The sequence below is a fragment of the Pseudomonas caspiana genome, assembly GCF_002158995.1.
Classification (GTDB): domain Bacteria; phylum Pseudomonadota; class Gammaproteobacteria; order Pseudomonadales; family Pseudomonadaceae; genus Aquipseudomonas; species Aquipseudomonas caspiana.
Map to the genome: position 1 here is coordinate 181937 of NZ_LOHF01000008.1, position 19542 is coordinate 201478.

Sequence of the window (19542 nt, forward strand, 5' to 3'; positions counted from 1 at the left end):
CAAAAGCTATTCCGCACCGGAATACGCCCATGAAAATCATGAATTTTATTTATCTCAATGAACCTCGTAGCGTGTCGTCTTCTGCATAAGGAGATGACCCTGTGAATAGCCTGCGCTTGTATGTTGACTCGCAATTGACCAGCCCCTACGCCATGTCGGTATTCGTAGCGCTTCGCGAGAAGGGCGTCGAATTTGAACTAAGCACTCTGGATCTGGAGGCGTCCGAAAATCAGTCGGCTGATTACGCCAGCCTTTCGCTGACTCAGCGAGTACCCACACTGGTGCATGGCGACTTTGCACTGTCAGAGTCCTCAGCGATCACCGAGTACCTGGAGGATGCTTTTCCACAAACGCCGGTTTATCCACGCGACTTGATGCAGCGCGCAAAAGCGCGGCAGGTTCAGGCATGGATCCGCAGCGACCTGCTGCCGATTCGTCAGGAGCGGTCCACGCTGGTGGTGTTCTATGGCCTGAAGGCAGGCCCGTTATCGCCCGATGCCGAGGCCGCAAAACGTAAGTTGATTAGTGCCGCACAAGCGCTGCTTGCGGATAGCCCCGAGTACCTGTTCGGCGAATGGTCGATTGCCGATGTGGATCTGGCCGTGATGCTGAACCGTCTGATACTCAATGGCGACTCGATGCCGTCCGGGTTGGTGGAATACGCCCAGCGCCAGTGGCAACGGGCGAGTGTGCAGGAGTGGGTCAGGTTGCAGCGTCCGCCGCTTTAGCTTTGCTCCCTGTTTACGCGCGTATCTCAAGGGTTACGCGCAACCCACCAGACGGACGATTTTCCAGACGGACACGTCCGCCCCGGTTTGAGACTGGATTAGGTGTCATCCAGTACGAACGTTCGCCACGTTCGATTGTTGGTCTCTACGACGTCGCTGAAACCAGGTTTTGAGGGTGCAGCGGTGAATGTCGTGGCGCTGCTGGTTTGGGTATTCCAGACCTGCAACGCAATTTTCCTTTCTCAGGGGGGCGTCTACTTTGGGCACGGCGACGGCACGGACCTGTAGGAGCGCACGAGCATCGCGAGGCCGCGACAGCGGTGCATCAGGCAGAGCGCCGTCGCGGCCTCGCACTGCTCGTGCGCTCCCACAGAAAAGCATTCCAGATCAGCTGTTTATATGTTTTTTGCCCAGGCGGGGTATAAGTATCTCTTCCCCGTATGTGTAGCCCACCAACGCTTACCCGCTATTCGAGCTATGCACTTCATTGTCATTTTTCAAAATATTTCGACACGAACTGCACTGAACTAACGCTCCGTTACAACGATCCTTTTCTTTGCGCAGTCAGCGCGACCCTGTCTGCCAGTGCATTTGCGCTGAGTATTGCCCAGGGTCGCTCAACGATAAGGAGCCGCCGTGACCGTTACTACTCATCCCCTTTACCGGAGCACGCCAAGCCCGCTACACGCGATCTTGCTTGCCGGTACCGTTCCGCTGTTTCTCGGCGCCTTGCTGAGTGACATCGCTTACGCCCAGACCTACCAGATTCAGTGGGCCAACTTCGCTGCTTGGCTTATTGCCGGAGGGCTGCTTTTTTGTGGTCTGGCGTTGTTGTTTGCACTGGTCAATCTGATCCGGGCGGACCACAAGGCAGGCCGCCCGGTAGCGTATTTCCTGCTTCTGCTGGTCACTTGGGCGCTGGGCCTGATTAACGCCTTTGAACATGCCAAAGACGCTTGGGCGATGATGCCGACGGGCCTGATTTTGTCGATAGTCGTGACTTTGCTATCTGTTGTTGCCGCGTGGACCGGGCTTACCAATCTACGTTCGGGAGGTGCTGAATGAAGCATTCAGGCGCACTGACCATTTTGAGCATGTCGCTGGTATTAAGCGCATGTGGTGGCGATGGCGAAAGCACCCAGGCACGCGGTCCGGATCCGAAGTTGCCGGAGCCACAACGCACACTGTTGCCGAGCATGAAGATCGCTGAGCCGGTGGCTTGGGGTGACCAGAAGCCTACAGTTCCTGAGGGCTACAGCATTTCGGCGATTGCTACCAATCTGAGAATTCCGCGTCAGACTCTGGTTCTGCCCAATGGCGATATCCTCATCGCAGAAGGGCGTGGCGGCAGCGCGGCCAAACTGAAACCCAAGGACGTGATTGCCAGTGTGATCAAGGCCAAGGGCAACACTCAGGTCAAAGGCGGCAATCGTCTGACGTTGTTGCGCGATGCTGACGGCGACGGCAATTACGAGTTGAAGACGATTTTCGCTGAAGATCTCAATGCGCCTTATGGCCTGGCGTTTGCCGATGGCAAGCTCTATGTGGCTAACCAGGACGCCTTGGTACGCTTCGATTATCAGGAAGGTCAGACCAAAGCCAACGGCGCCCCAACCAAAATCACCGACCTGCCATCGCAGATCAACCACCACTGGACCAAGGCGCTGACGATCAGCCCCGACGGTCGTTACCTTTACGTGGGGATTGGCTCGAACAGCAACGTGACCGAGCGTGGCATGGAAGTTGAGATTGATCGGGCCATGGTTTGGCAGATTGATGCCGAAACGGGCGCGCACAAGCCTTACGCTACTGGCCTGCGTAACCCGACGGCGCTGACCATTCAGCCTGAAACCGGGAAGTTGTGGACGGTGGTCAATGAGCGTGACGAGTTGGGGCCTGATCTGGTTCCGGATTATCTGACGTCGGTGAAGGAGGGCGGTTTCTACGGCTGGCCTTACAGCTATTGGGGTCAGAACGTCGACCCGCGTGCGCAACCGGAGAACCCTGACAAGGTCGCCTCGGCGATCAAGCCGGATTACAGCCTCGGGTCGCACGTCGCTGCGCTGGGCGTAGACTTTTCCATTCCGGCCATGGGTGACAAGTTCGCCAACGGCGTTTTTGTCGGCGAGCACGGTAGTTGGAACCGTCCGAATCCGGTGGGCTACAAAGTGATTTTTGTGCCGTTCAACAACGGCAGCCCTGCGGGTGAGCCGGTTGATTTTGCCACTGGCTTCCGGGGTGCTGACGGGAAAACCCGTGGTCGGCCTGTCGGTGTGACGGTCGACCCGAAAGGCGCACTGATCATTGCCGACGACCTTGCCAACACGGTCTGGAGAGTAACGCGTAATCGTTGATCCCAGTGCCCCGAGGTGAGTGATGTCGCCTCGGGGTATCTCATGCACAGTTCCTGTCTATGTTTTAGGAGCGGCTTCAGCCGCTAGCAGCGTTCATGCCCGACATAGGCGCTGTTGCCGATGACGCCGTCCCGGCTAAAGCCTGTCCTACGGATTGATGGTGCACGCCGGGTCCAATGTTTGCTGCGAGATAGCGCGGTGTCCGGCACCGGGCTATCTCGCAGCATCAACTCAATATTTCCAGGTTACCGAGGCCGTCAGGTTTATTGGTACGCCTTAAGCGACCGCTCTATAACTTGATGAGTTCACGTACCCGAGAGGCGAGGGTGTCGATCGCGAATGGCTTGGTCAGCACCTGCATGCCGGGGCCGAGCTGTTCATCGCCGATGGCGGCGTTTTCTGCGTATCCGGTGATAAACAGTGTCTTGAGAGTAGGTCTGACCTCCCGCCCTGCGTCGGCCATTTGTCGGCCATTCATGCCGCCTGGTAGCCCGACATCGGTGATGAGCAGGTCAATGTGGACATCGGAGCGCAGTACCTTGAGACCGGCGATGCTGTCACCGGCCTCAATCACCCGGTAGTCAAGCTCGCTCAGAACTTCCATGAGCAGCATACGGACCGTTGGCTCGTCATCCACAATCAGAATGGTTTCTCCCGTGTCTGCCGGCGCAACTGGCGTCTGGTTCGTCTCGCGTACCTCTTCGGTTGCCTCGCCTTCGTAACGAGGCAGGTAGACGCAGATGGTTGTGCCCAGTCCTACCTGCGAATTGATACGTACCTGACCTCCGGACTGTTTGGCAAATCCATAGATCATGGACAGACCCAGCCCTGTGCCTTGGCCTATCGGCTTGGTTGTGAAGAAGGGATCGAACGCCTTGGCGATAATTTCCGGTGTCATGCCCGTGCCGGTGTCCGTGACACTCAGCGCCAGATACTCGCCCTCTGGCATTTCGTGCGTGCGGGCCGTGTCATGAGCCATCGACACATTGGCCGTCCCAATCGTGATCCGCCCGCCCTCCGGCATGGCATCCCGAGCATTGATGCACAAATTAAGAAGGGCGTTTTCAAGCTGGCTGGCATCGACGAGCGTCGACCAGACACCTGCTGCGCCTGCAATCTCGACGGTGATGCTCGGCCCAACGGTGCGCTGGATAAGTTCGCCCATGCCTTCGATCAAAATGTTGACGTTGGTCGGTCGTGGATCAAGGGTTTGTCGACGGGAGAAAGCCAGGAGACGGTGGGTCAGCGCTGCGGCGCGTTTTGTTGCACCCTGCGCTGTCGTAATGTACTTGTCGGTCTCGGCCCAGCGGCCCTGCGCGATTCTTGCACCCAATAGTTCCAAGGCGCCGGAGATACCCGCCAACAGGTTGTTGAAGTCATGCGCCAGGCCCCCGGTCAGTTGTCCGACCGCTTCCATCTTCTGTGACTGGCGCAGTTTCTCCTCTGCCTGCATAAGTTCGACGGTGCGCTCTGCCACACGTTGTTCCAGTGTCTCGTTCAGTGCACGCAACGCAGCCGTCGCACGGTCGCGTTCGGCTTCAATGGAACGACGTCCCTCAACATCGATGACGACGCCCGGCAGGCTGAGCGGGCTACCGTCCTCGGCAAGATCAACCCGTCCATTCGCCTCGATCCAGTAATACTTGCCATCGGCACGACGCACCCGGTACTGATGGGCATAGGCACCGCCCTTGGCAATGGCGGCACTGATCGTTTGCTCAAGGCTTGCCTTGTCTTCAGGGTGAACCGACTCGACGACCTGCGCCATGGTCATGCCCTCCAGCCCTAGTGCGGGATCAAGGCCAAAGGCGCGGGAGAAGGCTTCGTCGATGGTGAAGCGGTCGTTGGGCACGTCCCAGTGCCATGTGCCGATAATCGCGCCGGCCGCGAGTGCCAACTGAACACGCTCCACGTTCTGTCGTGCGACTGCCTCGCTGATGCGCAAACGTTCCTGTGCGTTACGCCGTTCAGTGACATCACTGAAGATGATCGCGATCTGCCTGTCGGCCCGGTCACCGACGCTGACCGCCCGAACATCAAACCAGCGCTTGAACGCTTCGGCATAATTCTCGAACGTAGCGGGTTCACCGGTCTTGGCGACATGCCCATAAGTCTCGAACCAGAAGCGTTCGAGGTCCGGAGCAAACTCGGTAACCCACTTGCCGCGCAGGTTTACCCCGGCCTGGCGTTCGAAGGCCGGGTTCGCCTCGACGAAGCAATAGTCAATCGGTTGATCGTTGTCATCAAACTTCACCTGGACGATGGCAAACGCTGACTCGATCGTCTCCAGAATCGTGCGGAAGCGTTCTTCGCTTTGACGCAAGGCGGTTTCAGCAGTGCGTGTCCGGGACAGATCAAGCATTGCGCCGATCATGCGCACTGCCAAGCCTGCGGCGTTGCGTATCACGTGGCCCCGGTCCAGAACGTCTGCGTATGAGCCGTCCTGACGGCGGAAGCGGTACTCGTCTGTCCAGGCGCTGCCGGCCCCGTCGATGACGGCGTGAATCGAGTTGTAAATACGGATCCGGTCATCCGGATGTATTTGATCGATCCACCATTGACCGGTGGTGCCGATGGATGTCAAAGAGTGTCCGTAAGCCTCTTCCAGCGCTTCGTTCCACAGAATCTGGTCAGCCTGCAAGTCCCAGTCCCAGATGGCATCGCTGGTCGCTTTGGCCACCAGGCGATAGCGCTCCTGGGTTTCCTCCATAGCGACACCTGCAAGGTGTTCGCTGGTGCGGTCACGCAGAATCTTCACGTACCCCAAGTGGGCGTTATCGTCACCATAGAGCGGCATCATTTCGCCGGATGCCCAGAACTGCTGGTGCCCCTTGCGCAGGTGCCAGCGCTCATCCAGGGCACGCCCGCTCTGAAGTGCGCGCTGCATCTCGCGCTCGATCTGGCCATTGGCCCGGTCGATCCGGGTGAAAAATCGCTCAGCGGTCTGGCCAAGCATTTCTTCAGCGGTCCAGCCCAGTACTCGCTCGGCACCGGGGTTCCAGTCGGTTATGAGCCCGGCAGGGTTGGTGACGATCATGGCGATGTCGATGGCGCTTTCGAAGATTGCTTGCTGACGCGTTTCACTGTTGGCGAGCGCTGCAGGACTTGCTTTGGGAGGAACGACTGTATTGGCTGAAAAGCTTTGCGCGGTGGCGGCTGCACGCAGAGAGGTCTGGCTGAGGCGATCAGTGCCGCTGTGCTCGGTCGACAGTTCAGCGGGAGGCTGTGGATTGATTCCTGCATCCTCGAGGACTCTGCGCAAACGCGCGATCTCGGCCTCAAGCTCTTCGCGAGTCATATCGTTCAAAGCATTTCCCACTTTCGCATTGTCGTTCCGTTATAACCGCATCAAATCAGAAAACACCGGGTTTTGCACTGGCGAGCCTTTGACGGTGTGGCGGGTTACCGGGCATTGCGATCAGGAATGGCGCAGGCGTAGGCAAGGTAACGAGCCAGCATCTGACTGGTCGGTACTTCAGTCAGTTCCACTTGACCTCGGTGTACATTGCACCGCGCTGTCTAGCGTCAAACATCAGCCCCTGTAGGAGCGCTCGGAGGGTACGACGGCCGCGAAGCGGTGTGTCAGACATACCGCTATCGCAGCCCGGCGCTGCTTGATCGGGGCAGGATTATTGCGCGGTTTTCAGCTTGATCACATCACCGGAGATGGTGGTGGTGTAGCCGCTCAGGATCCACGCCCAGAACCAGTTTTCCTGAACCTGAGTGTTGATCATCGCATCGCCGCCTTTGGCGTTGATCGCGGAGGTTTGAGCGCGCACGAAGCGGTTGTTCTGGCGAATAGGGATAACGCCGAACAACATCAGGCCAGTGGCGCTTGCCTCACTGTGGCCCAGAACGGTGTATTGATTGCTGTCGTAGTGCGGGGACTTGATTGCGGTGCCGGTGCAACCCGCCAGAGCCAGACCCAGAACGGCAGACGCCGCGACTTTGCTGATGTACTTCATAGAAACTCCATAGCCTAAAACCCGGGATCCAATTTCTCGGGGGGCGACACTCTAACCGCACCTCCTGAATATTGAAACGCCCATCCCGCGCCGCTCCATGCCAGTAGACGCCACTCGTGCTGATTACGGATTAGTGTGCCGCTAAAGATTCGCGGGGCGCTCCTGTCTGGTCGACCAGACGAATACTGTCGCGCCCATCACGCTTGGAGCTGTAAAGCGCAGCGTCGCCTTGTTCAATCAACGTCGCCAGGTCAGCAGGTGGTTGGTCAAATAGGTTAGCGCCGATACTCAAGGTCACCGCTTGGGGAGTGGCGAACGTCTGTGACGTAGCGTTGTAAAACTGGCTGCGCAGCTCGTTGCCCAGTTTCAGGATTTTCTCTTGTGATGTGTTGCTCAGGAGGATGACGAATTCGTCACCGCCCAATCGTGCCGCCAGCGCTCCTTCGGGGAGGATTGATCGAATCATCTCGCTTAGCGTGACCAGCAATCGGTCGCCTGCAGTGTGTCCGAACAGATCGTTGACCAGCTTGAAGTTGTCGATGTCGATCAGTAGCAAGGCGCCCGGTCGATGGGCTGTCACTTGATCAAGCACCCGCTGTGCGCGAACTTCAAAAGCGCGGCGGTTGTAAAGCGCTGTCAACGGATCACGTGCGGCCAGGCGAGCTATTCGTTTCTCCCGGCGATAGCGTTCGGTTCCGGTCATCGAAAGTGCGATGAGCATGATCGCCATCGCACCTTCGACCAGCGATATCTGAATGATCTCGCCACGGAAGGCGGCGAGATCAATGAGCGTGCCCGGCACTACCGCCGGTATGGCCTTGGCGGCGTAGAACATCCCGTGAATCAACAGTACATAGCGCAGTTGTACCGCTCCGACACTCAAGGACTTGCCATGGGGACGCAGCAGAAAGCTGGCTCTCAGGCTCAGCAGGGCGATCAGCAATGAGTTGACCACAAGCATGACTTTCGACCACGAAGGATCGCTCGGTAATAAAAGCAGTGCCAGCCAGACGGCAGGGATCAGGACCCAGGCACGCGACAGGCGCGTCTCTGTGAAGCGCGCCACGCCGAACAGAAACAGCCAATGCGCCGTGATCAGCAGGCCGTTGGCGAACCAGATACCAATCAGCAGAAAACCGCTCATGCGCAGCAACGCGAGTGTCGATCCCACGCTGATTGTTGCGAAACCGGCGCTCCAGTAAAGCAGTGAAGATTCACGAACGCTGCGCCACTCGATCGCCAGATACAGGGCCGCAGCCGCTGCAAGGGCGATGGTGAGAATCAGTAACGTGGGTGGGTCGAGCGCCATAAACGGACTGGCCTTTCCAATGTGCAATAAAGGGCAGGATTGTAAGCGTTCAGGCGGATATTTCAGAGCGTTCTGTAGAGGATTTGCGGGGTGTTCGACTACTGGTGCTATCGAAGTGAATTTATCGGTCGCGGCTGGCTCGATAAGAAACGGCGCTGATGCAATGCGTCGACAACCGTTAGGCTTTCTACCAGGAGAACTCGATGACCCATTCATTCAAAGCTGGCGATACCGTGCGCTGGAATTCGGAGGCGGGTGAAATCCACGGCAAGGTGATCAAGGTCCATACCAAGGACGTAGAGTTCATGGGCAAGCATCGCCCGGCTTCAAAAGATGATCCTCAATATGAGGTCAAGAGTGACAAGACCGGGCATTTGGCGATGCACCATGCAGGGGCATTACATCGCGGCTGAGGATATATATCCGGCTACTTTAAACAGGTCGCGGTGCCGGTTTCGGCCGCTCGTAGTGATCAGGTGGCAGGGCAGGGGCATAAAGCGCTGCATTGCAAGAGCGCATTGCTGGCAGGCGCAGTGGTACTTAGAGGCACGATCGCGACTAAAAGCTTTTGCGACTACAGGCCCAGCCTTTGCTTGAGTTCAGCCTCGGTCCAGACACCACTGGCCGGGCCGCCGGGTAAGCCTTCGTTGGCTCGGGCGAGCGGCAGAATGACCGGGGTAAAACCTGCGTCGCGCACCAGTCGGGCGCCGACCTCCCGAGCCTTTGCATCATCGGCGAAGGTGGCAATCGACTTGTTTTTACCCGACTGGCTCTCCATCGACGCATAGCCGATGGCGTTGAATGCCCGTACCAGATGCACCCCTGGCAGATACTGTTGGTCTGCCAGGGCGACTCCCTGATCCAGGGCTTTGCGTCCGACTTCACCGTCACGGCCGCTGAATGGATTGCTGGCGCTGAATACGACTTTTCCTTTCAGCTTGTCCTTCAGTTGCTCGGACAACGCTGGCATCGCTCCATAGGGGACGCTCAACACAATCACATCACCCCATGCGGCGGCATCAGTGACCGAGCCTGCGCGAGTGTTTGGCCCGGCAGTCTTGACCAAATCGTTCAATTCCTCGGGATGCCGTGAGGAAAACATTACCGAGTGACCCGCCTTTGCCCATAACGTGCCAAGCGTACCGCCGACGTTACCGGCGCCAATCACGCTGATCTTGAGGGTGTCTGCCATCACCTGGCTGCTGCACAGGACCAGACTTGCGAATGCCAGTAATAGCTTTCTGAACATGTGTCCTACTCCCGAATGGATAAAGTCCAGCATTCACCGTAGTAGACGTCGTGCTCGAGTGAAAGGTTGTAGCGACCAGCGTCACCGTCAGCTTTGTGGACAAGGCCTGACGACACTGCGCGCTGCCATCGGCCGCGCCAGGCTGAGCAGTCCCAGCAAAGCCAGCCCGGCGCCCACCCACAGCGGAGCGCGCAGGCCGTACCCGGCATCGATCGCGGTGCCTCCTGCCCAACTGCCCAGTGCCAGCCCGGCGGTGATGACCGATGTATGCAATGTATTGACCAGCGCAGCTGGCTCGGCGGCTTTCATCACGCGCGCGACCATTGCCGGGTTCAATGCCACGCCTGTCAGCCCCAGAGCGATGAAACAGGTCAGGTTCAGCCAGAGGTGCTCACCCGCCAGAGCGAAACCCGTCAACGCGAGAACCAGCAAAAGCAGACCCCAGCCGAGTGCCTGGAAGGTGTAGCGATCTGCGACGCGTCCCACCACCATGTTGCCCAGTAAATTAGCCACGCCATACAACGCGAGCATGGGCGCTACGTAACTCGGCTTTAAGCCCACCTCTTGAATCAGGATCGGCGTGCAGTAACTGAAGGCAGCAAAGGTCGCGCCGATAATCAGCCCGCTCGTGACGTAAGCGGCCCAAAGACTGCGGTTTTTCAATGCGGCCCACTGCGTACTCAGGGCCGGTTCGCTGCCCGCTTCGCTGACAGGCAACCGGACGGCGGCCAGTGCGCTGCAGATCAGCGCCAGCAACACGACCAGCCAGGAGCTGGCGCGCCAGCCGAAATGCTGCTCGACCCACGCGGTCAACGGCACCCCGGCAACTGGGGAGAGCATCAGGCCCGCCAGCACCACCGACACGGCACGACCTCGAACTTCGCGTGCGACCAGCCCGGCACAGACCGTCAGGCACAGCCCGATACAGGCGGCGCTTGCCACGCCCATAAGGATTCGCGCGAAAGCCAGCACCGGATAGCTGGGCGCAATGGCGGCCAGAATCCCGGCGGCTACATAGACAGCCAGCAGTCCAACCAGCGCACGTTTGTTGCTGATGCCCCGGCTGAGCAGTAATACCGTGACAGGAGGCCCGCCCAATGCCATGCCAAGAGCATAGAAGGCGATGAGATTACCCACTTGCGCCAGGCTGACCGAAAACGCATCGGCCAGCGCGGGCATCATCCCGGCAACCATGAACTCGGCGGTTACCAGAGAGAAGATCGTCAAACTCAACAGGTAGACGGTAGGCGGCAATTTGGAAGGGCTAGTCATGCTGGTCATATCTGGTGCAGGTATCTCAGGCAGAAACAAAGCCCGCTACCCTAGGCAGAGTTGATCAAATGGTCAAATAACTGTTGGGCATAGGGTCATGCTTTGCAGACGGACAGGAGCGGCCCCTTATGCCTATGCCGTCGCGCTGTTTTGCGGCAAATAGTAGACCTGTAGGAGTGCACGAGCACCGCGAGGCCGCGAGAGCGGTGTATCAGACATAACGCCATCGCCGCCTCGCGGTGCTCGTAAGCTACAGAAATGCATGACAAGTCAGGCCGTCAAGTTCTGACGGCGTCCAACGCACCCGTCAACAGCAGATGCTCAACCTCCGGAGTCCGCTGATTGGCTGCCCCCAGATACTCGATCAGCTCGGCTGCCCGGCTGCCACGCAGGCCTGCCGTGGTGATCTTACCGTCGCGCACGTAGGTGTAGAGCCCGGATACCGCGAAGGCTTTCAACTGGGCAATGTGTTCAGACTGTCCCGCCAGCGTGGCCTGAAATACCGGGCTTTCGAAGAAGCGACGCCGGGCTAACGGACTCTCGAAGGCTATTTCCATGATCACCAGTTCTGCCCGCGCAGGGTTGGCGTAGTGCGCGACGTTGGGGGCAGGGGGATGCATGCCGTCATTGTTGAACGGCTGACACAGGTGCAGACGCAATTTCAATACTTCCTCCGCGCCAGCCAACACGTCGCCCAGATCATTGGCCAGATACTGCTGCAACTGCGCAAGACTGGTGCGCGGGCTGAAATGCACATGAATCCGGTCAGATCTGTCCGTGCCGTTGAAGGTTTCGTCATTTAGCCGGTTGACGACAGTCGCCGAGCCGTCTGGGAGATCATAAGCCAGGGTTTCCTCGAACATGTTTTGCTCGTCCGAGAACAGGATCGAGCTGGCGTTCTGAAACTGTTTTTGATCCTCGGCTGAAGCGAAACCGATCTCGACGCCACCGTCCAGCTCGTAATCGGTTATCTCTTCAACGCCATCGGCCAAAGGCCACAGGTGGGCATCCTGATTTCGCGAAAAGTGATGCTGAATATACAAGCCGAGCCCCGGCAGGCGGGAGCAGAGCGGGCCATGCACGTCGCGCCAGTAAGTCGCGAAAATCTCATGGGGGACGCGCTCGCGGCGTTTTACGGTGGTGTAGCTGTTGATCTCAATCATGTCATTACCTTTAAACGAGAAAATTATCGGCATGAAGTTGAGAGTGGGCAGGTGTTGAGTCGTTCGGTTTATCTGTCGGTGGATCCTGCGAGATAGCCTGCAAGACCATCAAAACTGGCACACTTGCCAGCATCACCTATTACACCCGAGCCCACACCTTGAATCGTCTTGATCATCTCCAGTTAATGGCCACGTACAACCAGTGGATGAACGACAAGCTCTGTACGGCAGCCGGCACTCTGGATGCCGAGGCATTAAGCGCAGACCGCAAAGCATTTTTCGGTTCGATTCTGGGGACTCTGAATCATCTGCTGGTGGGCGATATTCTCTGGCTCAAGCGCTTCGCACAGCATCCGGCAGGGTTTCCAACTCTGGATGTGATTCGGGGTATGCGTGATCCTGAAGCCTTGAATGAGCAAGTGTTCAACAGCCTGGCTGAGCTGACCGTGCAGCGCAGACGGGTTGACCAGGCGATCATTGAATGGACGGCAGAGTTGCAACAGGACGACCTGGACGTGGTGCTGCATTACACCAATACCGCCGGGATTGCTGCCGCTCGCGATTTCTATGGCTTGTTGATCCACTTTTTCAATCATCAGACCCATCATCGCGGGCAAGCGACAACGTTGCTGACTCAGGCCGGAGTTGATGTCGGATCTACGGATTTGCTGGGGTTGATTGCCAATGCATAGGGTGTCCATGTGTATGCTGACTGCATGACACGCTCCGGTCAGGGAACTCAATGTGCCATCAGGTGCTCGTAGTAACCGAATTAACACAACTCCAGTCTGTGATCGACATCAAGGCCACTCGATGTCAGCCGATAATATAGACATAAATCCAATGCTGATTCGCCCCACGCGGCTGCGATGCATCACCCCACTGAGGCTGCTTGATGAACACCCTATCGGCGAGTGATCGTGCGCAATTGTTGCGTGAAACCACTGCGCAGTTCTGGCAGCACATTGTCCCTGTCGTGCAGATCGCTTTTTGTATTCATCTCGTCCTGTTCGTCTTGTTCAGCACACTGAAAATACCCTTGCTGGCGGTGGGCAACGGTTTCAGCATTCTGGTTTACGTGGCGTGTCTCAGGGCGATCCGGGCCGGGCGTTATAGATTTGCCGGCATGCTGATGAGCATGGAGATCATCCTGCATGCCTTGCTGGCGACATGGGTGCTGGGTTGGAACAGCAACTTCTATTTCTATCTGTATTGCGTGATCCCGATTATCGCGTTCAGCTTTCAAAATGCGCGTCGACCACGATTGCTGCTTAACCTGGCCATTCTCGTCGTATCGGTGGGGGGCTTCGCGTTGCGCGGGCAGATGGGGATCAACTCAGGTGTTGCGCCGCAGTTGCTTGAGGTATTTGGCATCGTCAACGTGCTGACCGCCGTCGGCGTGTTATTGCATGGCACGGCCTTGTCTGTGCGCTTTACGCGGTCTATGCAACTGAACCTGTTCCATACCGCCAATCGCGACAGTCTGACCAATCTTTACACCCGGCGCAGGGTGATGCATGGGGTGCGACAGTTGGCTGACTCCGTACCTGCGGCGATCATCCTGCTGGATATCGACCACTTTAAACAGATCAACGACCGTCTGGGGCACGAGCAAGGTGACTTGATCCTCCAGCGGGTGGCTGAAGCCATCAATAGCAACGTGCGAGCCTCGGATGTGGCGTCGCGCTGGGGTGGCGAAGAGTTTCTGGTATTGATGCCGGATGCCTCTGAACAGGCTGCGCAGGTTGTTGCCGATCGAATTCTATTGCGTATCCGCGAATGGGTCGGGCAGGTGGACCAGGGGCCGCTTACCGTAACGGCAACCCTGGCGGTGAGCGAAATCCGTTCGGGAGAAACGTTTCAAAGCGCTCTTAATCGAGCGGATCAGGCGTTGTATCTGGGTAAGCAACAGGGGCGTAATAAGGTGATGCTGGCGGGGTGAGCGTGGGACCGGCTTCAGCCGGGAAAGCTGCCTTGCAGATGCTACACATTCAGAAGCTGTTCCGGCGTCTTCCCGGCTCAAAGCCGATCCCACTCCAGTTTTGCGGGCAAAAACCCAATCTCATTTCAATTCAGATTCAGCCCGTCAGGCATGAAATTGCAATGCATTGGTCAGGTCGCCCATGGGCGTTTGCCCGCGCGCGATCATCGCCTGATCTCGTTCCTTGAGGCCGTCGAGCTTTTCCAGCCCATGAACACGGGTGATCAAGCGCAGAATTGATGCCGTGTCGTAAACCGTGTGATCGACCGTGCCTTTGCGGGCGAAGGGCGAAACTACCAACGCCGGAATGCGTGTGCCCGGCCCCCAACGATCGCCTTGCGGTGGCGCCACGTGGTCCCACCAGCCGCCGTTTTCGTCCACCGTGATGACGATGACCATGTTTTCCCATTGTGGACTGTTGCGCAGCACCTTGATCACCCGGTCGATGTGCCGATCACCTGCGGCGACGTCGGCATAACCAGCGTGCATGTTCAGGTTGCCTTGTGGCTTGTAGAACGTCACCGCAGGCAGCTTGCCGGCTTCGGCATCGGCGAGGAATTTATTGCTGCTGACTTCGTCCCCCAGCCCGCCGTCGCGCAGGCGCTTTTTGCGCTCTGCCGGGTTTTGCGGCCCTTGCTGAACGAAGTAGTTAAACGGCTGATGGTGGTACTGAAAGTTAGGGATCTTCGGGATCCCGGTCGAGTCCTTGAACTCATCAAGGGTGACCTGCCAGGCACCCGCGTACCACGCCCAGTCGACGTGCTTTTTCGACAGCTTGTCGCCGATATGTTCGTGAGTTTGTGGCACCAGCACATTGGGCAGGTCCGGTTTGGAATAGTCCGGATTTGCCGGGTCGCGCAGCCAGGTCGGCCAGAACGGCGGTGCCAGCGTGTTGACCGCAAAGCCATCGGGCGTCAGTGCGCTGGGGCCGAATTGCGGCGCACCGGTCATGGCGCTGGCCGGTGATTGCTCCAGTGGCTTGAGGCGCGGATCTTTCGGGTTGTCGCTCTGCAATTGGGCGATCTGTGATTTGGCCGCCGAGTTTGCCGCGTTCGGATAAATCGGCGCGGTGGCTGCAATCAGGTACTGGTGATTGAGGAACGAGCCACCAAAAGCTCCCTGGAAGAAGTTGTCACAGAGCACGAACTCTTTGGCGACGTCCCACAGACGCAATGAATACTGACTCTGCGCGTAGTAACCCATGGGCAAACCGCCCGAATCGGCCCACGCCACGAAGCGGTCATTCTTGCCACCATTGATCTGCATCTGGTTCTGATAGAACACATGCCACAGGTCCCGGGTGACGAGGCTAAGCGGCAAGTCTTCGCCATTCATGCCTTTGAGCGGGAAGGGTGCGTTGGGCAGGTTCTCCTGAAACTGGCCGCCAGCGGGATAGCTCACTCCGTCAACCGTTTGAGGCCCCAGCTGCAACACGCCGCCCCAGGCCGGTGGCAGGGTCTTCAGCAGTGATCCGTCGCGGTCGCGCTGTTGGTAGTCGGCGGGCTGGAGCGAGGACAAAGGCTTCTCGACACCTGGGAAGTTGCCAAACAGATTGTTAAAGCTGCGATTCTCGGCGTAGATCACGACGACGGTTTTGACGTTGTCACGCAGAGCCTTGTCCAGCGCCATGCCGGTCAGCGGTGCGGTATCGGGTGCTGATGCAGGTTGTTTTTCCTGGGCTGTCGCGTAGCTCCCCAAGGTTACACCCGCTCCTAATGCAGCCATGCCGCCCAGAAAGCGGCGACGGCTTGGGTCGGTCTGCGAGTTATCGTCTGACTTGTCGCTCATCGTGGATTACCTGCCCGGTATAAATGTTGCCAAATATTTCAGGCGAGGGTATCCACGCTATATGACGGTATTGCGACAGCAGGTCTGATCGGGGTACGGCGCAGGTCAGGTACGAGGGGCGGTGTAACGGTCGATAATTTGCTGAATTTCTCCTGAAACCCTCATGCGTACTAATGTGCGCAGGATTTTCTGCGTGGGCAGACCAGGGTCGTTACGGATGATGCAGCCGGCTGGCTGATCAGCGATCAGGGCGATGGATTTCAATTGTTCATCGGCGGGCAAGTCACGGTTGAGCCAATCCAGCACCAGCTGGCTGGCCACTGCGTAGTGATAGCGGCCCGCAACCAGCTTTCGAAGTGTCTGCTCCTGATTGCGGGCGTCCTCGCGAACCAGTTGATGGTTATCGAACAGATATTGCAGGTCGGGGTAGTTGTAGCCCAGCACTGTGCCGATGGTTTCGTTATCAAACTGCTCGGGATAGGGCCCTGCGGCGGTTGCGGCTGAGGCGATCAGCAAGTCGCGCTGGTAGATGATCGGCAAACTCCAGAAGTAATCACCCGAGAGGTTCGGCACCCAGGCCTGGGCTGCGTAGCATCGAATATCTATCTCACCGCGCTCCAGCGCCGCTTGAACCCGCAATCGCGGCAAGACGTGATACTCGGCTTCACGGCCTACCTGACGCGCCAGGCTCTGCATGATGTCGAACAGGATCCCGGACGTGGGCTGATAGTCCTCCAGTTGAACCAGCGGCATCGACCAGCTTTCCGCCACCGAAAACCGCAGTGGCGGCTCTTTCGCATCAACCGGCAAGGCAATCAGCAGCAACAGCGCTATTAGAATGGTACGGGTTCGTCGCATAGAAGGTCCCTCAACTACGAGCCATATATAAAACGCTCTCTAAAGACCCGATTAATGCGTGTCTTCACATCCATTTGCACAGCTTAGCCAGAATAGAAGAGGACACCAGATGCAATTTTGCCCCTGCTCCGCTAGCATTAGCGGTCTTCCGCTTCCCAGTTGCGACGGTTTTCGATGAGTTATCAGGTTCTTGCACGTAAATGGCGTCCGCGCTCGTTCCGCGAAATGGTCGGCCAGACCCATGTGCTGAAGGCCCTGATCAATGCCCTGGACAGTCAGCGTCTGCACCATGCCTATCTGTTCACCGGTACCCGGGGGGTGGGCAAGACCACTATCGCGCGGATTATCGCCAAGTGCCTGAACTGCGAAACAGGCATCACGTCGACGCCCTGCGGCACCTGTTCGGTGTGCCGCGAGATCGACGAAGGGCGTTTTGTCGACCTGATCGAGATCGACGCCGCGAGCCGTACCAAGGTCGAGGACACGCGTGAACTGCTGGATAACGTGCAATACGCCCCGAGCCGCGGGCGCTTCAAGGTCTACCTGATCGACGAAGTGCACATGCTCTCCAGCCACTCGTTCAACGCGTTGCTCAAAACCCTTGAAGAGCCGCCGCCGTACGTCAAATTCATCCTGGCGACCACCGATCCGCAGAAGCTGCCAGCGACGATTTTGTCTCGCTGCCTGCAGTTTTCCCTGAAAAACATGACGCCGGAGCGTGTGGTCGAGCATTTGACCCATGTGCTGGGCGTCGAAAATGTGCCGTTCGAAGACGACGCACTCTGGCTGTTGGGGCGTGCTGCCGACGGCTCCATGCGCGACGCCATGAGCCTCACCGATCAGGCGATTGCTTTCGGTGAAGGCAAGGTCATGGCTGCTGATGTACGGGCCATGCTCGGTACGCTGGATCACGGTCAGGTGTTCGACGTGCTGACCGCCTTGATCGACGGCGATGCCCGCAGTCTGCTGGAAGCCGTCCGTCATTTGGCCGAACAGGGCCCGGACTGGAATGGCGTGTTGTCGGAAATCCTCAACGTGCTGCACCGCGTGGCGATTGCCCAGGCGCTGCCTGAAGGTGTCGACAACGGCCATGGCGACCGCGACCGGGTATTTGCGCTGGCTCAGGCATTGCCAGCCGAAGACGTGCAGTTCTACTACCAGATGGGCTTGATAGGTCGTCGTGACCTGCCTTTGGCTCCTGATCCTCGCGGCGGCTTCGAAATGGTCCTGCTGCGCATGTTGGCGTTCCGACCCGCAGACAGCAGCGACGCGCCAAGACAGCCGCTAAAGACAGTGGGAATCAACCCGGCCACAGTTGATTCCCCACAACAAGTGGCCGGTGCGACAGCTGTCGCGCCGGTAGCAGTTGCTCCCGTACAGGCGGCCGCTCCGGTTGTTACCGCGCCGGTTGTCGAGGCTGAGTTGCCAGTGACCGCGGCGACTCCCGTGGCAGCCGCTCCTGAGCCTGAGCCTGAGCCGGTCGCAGAAGTCGACTTGCCATGGAACGAGCCACGGGCATTGCCGCCAGTCGAAGACGAACCTGAACCGCTCGCTACACCTGCTCACGAACTTGTTGCCGAGCCAGTACTCGACACTGTTGCCGAGCAGCCGGAACTCACTCCGATGCCAGCCCCGGCGCCAGCCAGTCCCGTGCCGGATGCACCAGAGATTGAAGCGTCGCAGCCTGAGCCGGTTGCCGAGCAGGCGGTCACTCCGGCGATGCTTGAAGCCATCCCCGATGCCTACGTGCCTGCGCCGATGGATCGCGACGACGAGCCACCACCGGATGATGATTACGTCGAGCCGGATGTGGACATCGATCCGGCGTCCTATAGTTTCCTTGATGAACTGGCGCACGAAACGGTCACTGAAACGGTCGAAGCTGAACCTGCTCCGGCGGCAAAACCGGCGACGGGGTTGGCCGCTGAATGGCTGGACATGTTTAACACGTTGCCGATTTCCGGCATGACCAGCAGTATCGCCTCCAACTGCACGCTGGTCTCGATGGACGGTGATGACTGGTTGCTGCACCTGGATCCAGGGCACAGCGCGTTGTTCAATGCGACCCAGTTGCGCCGTATCAACGATGGCCTGAATCAATTCACCGGGCGTAAGATCAACCTCAAGATCGAGTTGATCAAGCCCGAGCAGGAAACCCCTGCGCAGGCGGCTTCGCGGTTGCGTGTGGAGCGTCAGCGGCAGGCAGAAGCGTCGATTCATGCTGATCCGTTCATCCAGCAGATGCTTGAACAGTTTGGCGCAGTCATCCGGGAGGATACGATCAAGCCCGTGGATGCCCCGGTGGCTCAGACTCATTAACTGAAGGTGTGATGCCCGACGGTGTCTCGCCTGATACAACAATCAACTTTCGAGGAGATATCCCATGATGAAAGGTGGCATGGCTGGCCTGATGAAGCAGGCGCAGCAAATGCAGGAAAAAATGGCCAAGATGCAGGAAGAACTGGCCAATGCCGAAGTGACCGGCCAATCGGGTGCAGGCCTGGTCAGCGTCGTGATGACCGGGCGCCATGACGTCAAGCGCATCAATCTGGATGACAGCCTGATGCAGGAAGACAAGGAAGTACTGGAAGACCTGATCGCCGCCGCTGTAAACGACGCGGTTCGCAAGATCGAACAGGCCAGCCAGGAAAAGACTTCCAGCATGACCGCTGGCATGCAGCTGCCGCCGGGCATGAAGCTGCCGTTCTGATTGCAGCGTGTACCGAAAAATGCCAGGCCAAGTGCCTGGCATTTTTGTTTTCAGGGGCCTGGCTTTTGCGGTCATCTGTGGGAGCCGGGCTTGCCCGCGATGCCGGCGCTGCGGTAAGGCAGATGAACCCGGTTGATTTCATCGTGAGCAAGCTCAGCTTCCACA

Annotated in this window: 16 protein-coding genes; 8 read left to right on the forward strand and 8 right to left on the reverse strand. The window is 58.2% G+C overall.

Features of this window, described 5'->3' with window-relative positions; genetic code table 11:
• The first annotated feature begins 101 nt into the window (after nucleotides 1-101).
• From yfcF to AUC60_RS12215, 3 genes are all read left to right on the forward strand, one after another.
• On the forward strand, nucleotides 102-728 hold the full coding sequence (yfcF, locus tag AUC60_RS12205) for a glutathione transferase (protein WP_087267324.1): 627 nt from the start codon (nucleotides 102-104) through the stop codon (nucleotides 726-728).
• A gap of 636 nt (nucleotides 729-1364) precedes the next feature.
• Entirely contained in the window at nucleotides 1365-1793 is a 429-nt protein-coding gene (locus AUC60_RS12210) for a DUF2231 domain-containing protein (protein ID WP_087267327.1), read from the forward strand.
• The gene (locus AUC60_RS12215) at nucleotides 1790-3082 is read left to right on the forward strand and encodes a PQQ-dependent sugar dehydrogenase (RefSeq protein ID WP_087267329.1); all 1293 of its coding nucleotides are present in this window, start codon (nucleotides 1790-1792) and stop codon (nucleotides 3080-3082) included. The genes AUC60_RS12210 and AUC60_RS12215 overlap by 4 nt, the downstream gene beginning before the upstream one ends.
• A 289-nt stretch (nucleotides 3083-3371) precedes the next feature.
• Here AUC60_RS12215 and AUC60_RS12220 read toward each other — a convergent pair whose 3' ends face one another.
• The 3 genes from AUC60_RS12220 to AUC60_RS12230 form a co-directional block, all read right to left on the reverse strand.
• A complete protein-coding gene (locus AUC60_RS12220; RefSeq protein WP_087267332.1) occupies nucleotides 3372-6380 on the reverse strand; it encodes a PAS domain-containing hybrid sensor histidine kinase/response regulator in 3009 nt (1002 codons plus the stop codon).
• Nucleotides 6381-6711: 331 nt separating this feature from the next.
• Entirely contained in the window at nucleotides 6712-7047 is a 336-nt protein-coding gene (locus AUC60_RS12225) for a hypothetical protein (RefSeq protein WP_087267335.1), read from the reverse strand.
• A gap of 130 nt (nucleotides 7048-7177) precedes the next feature.
• Nucleotides 7178-8356 (reverse strand): GGDEF domain-containing protein, encoded by a 1179-nt coding sequence (locus tag AUC60_RS12230; RefSeq protein ID WP_087267338.1) that lies wholly within the window; start codon nucleotides 8354-8356, stop codon nucleotides 7178-7180.
• Nucleotides 8357-8559: 203 nt separating this feature from the next.
• Here AUC60_RS12230 and AUC60_RS12235 point away from each other — a divergent pair, with 203 nt between their 5' ends.
• Nucleotides 8560-8769, forward strand: a complete 210-nt coding sequence (locus AUC60_RS12235; protein WP_087267341.1) for a hypervirulence associated TUDOR domain-containing protein — start codon at nucleotides 8560-8562, stop codon at nucleotides 8767-8769.
• A gap of 161 nt (nucleotides 8770-8930) precedes the next feature.
• Here the strand turns inward: AUC60_RS12235 and AUC60_RS12240 are convergent, their stop codons facing one another.
• From AUC60_RS12240 to AUC60_RS12250, 3 genes are all read right to left on the reverse strand, one after another.
• Complete coding sequence (locus tag AUC60_RS12240; RefSeq protein ID WP_087267345.1) at nucleotides 8931-9605, reverse strand: NADPH-dependent F420 reductase; 675 nt, start codon at nucleotides 9603-9605, stop codon at nucleotides 8931-8933.
• A gap of 87 nt (nucleotides 9606-9692) precedes the next feature.
• The gene (locus AUC60_RS12245; RefSeq protein ID WP_087267404.1) at nucleotides 9693-10877 is read right to left on the reverse strand and encodes an MFS transporter; all 1185 of its coding nucleotides are present in this window, start codon (nucleotides 10875-10877) and stop codon (nucleotides 9693-9695) included.
• Between the two features lie 278 nt (nucleotides 10878-11155).
• Nucleotides 11156-12040 carry an EthD domain-containing protein gene (locus tag AUC60_RS12250; RefSeq protein WP_087267348.1) on the reverse strand — a complete coding sequence of 295 codons (885 nt, stop codon included), beginning with the start codon at nucleotides 12038-12040 and terminating at the stop codon, nucleotides 11156-11158.
• 158 nt (nucleotides 12041-12198) lie between these two features.
• On the opposite strand from AUC60_RS12250, the gene AUC60_RS12255 reads away from it, so the two are divergent.
• Both AUC60_RS12255 and AUC60_RS12260 read left to right on the forward strand, forming a co-directional pair.
• Nucleotides 12199-12732 (forward strand): DinB family protein, encoded by a 534-nt coding sequence (locus tag AUC60_RS12255; protein WP_087267351.1) that lies wholly within the window; start codon nucleotides 12199-12201, stop codon nucleotides 12730-12732.
• 203 nt (nucleotides 12733-12935) lie between these two features.
• Nucleotides 12936-13982, forward strand: a complete 1047-nt coding sequence (locus AUC60_RS12260) for a diguanylate cyclase (protein WP_087267354.1) — start codon at nucleotides 12936-12938, stop codon at nucleotides 13980-13982.
• Nucleotides 13983-14126: 144 nt separating this feature from the next.
• On the opposite strand, the gene AUC60_RS12265 is transcribed toward AUC60_RS12260, so the two are convergent.
• The gene (locus tag AUC60_RS12265; RefSeq protein WP_087267356.1) at nucleotides 14127-15809 is read right to left on the reverse strand and encodes an acid phosphatase; all 1683 of its coding nucleotides are present in this window, start codon (nucleotides 15807-15809) and stop codon (nucleotides 14127-14129) included.
• 105 nt (nucleotides 15810-15914) lie between these two features.
• On the reverse strand, nucleotides 15915-16667 hold the full coding sequence (locus AUC60_RS12270) for a substrate-binding periplasmic protein (protein ID WP_087267359.1): 753 nt from the start codon (nucleotides 16665-16667) through the stop codon (nucleotides 15915-15917).
• Nucleotides 16668-16841: 174 nt separating this feature from the next.
• On the opposite strand from AUC60_RS12270, the gene dnaX reads away from it, so the two are divergent.
• Nucleotides 16842-18986: a DNA polymerase III subunit gamma/tau gene (gene dnaX, locus AUC60_RS12275; RefSeq protein ID WP_087267363.1), complete on the forward strand. Its 2145-nt coding sequence runs from the start codon at nucleotides 16842-16844 to the stop codon at nucleotides 18984-18986.
• 64 nt (nucleotides 18987-19050) lie between these two features.
• Nucleotides 19051-19377 carry a YbaB/EbfC family nucleoid-associated protein gene (locus AUC60_RS12280; RefSeq protein ID WP_027900954.1) on the forward strand — a complete coding sequence of 109 codons (327 nt, stop codon included), beginning with the start codon at nucleotides 19051-19053 and terminating at the stop codon, nucleotides 19375-19377.
• Nucleotides 19378-19542 lie beyond the last annotated feature (165 nt).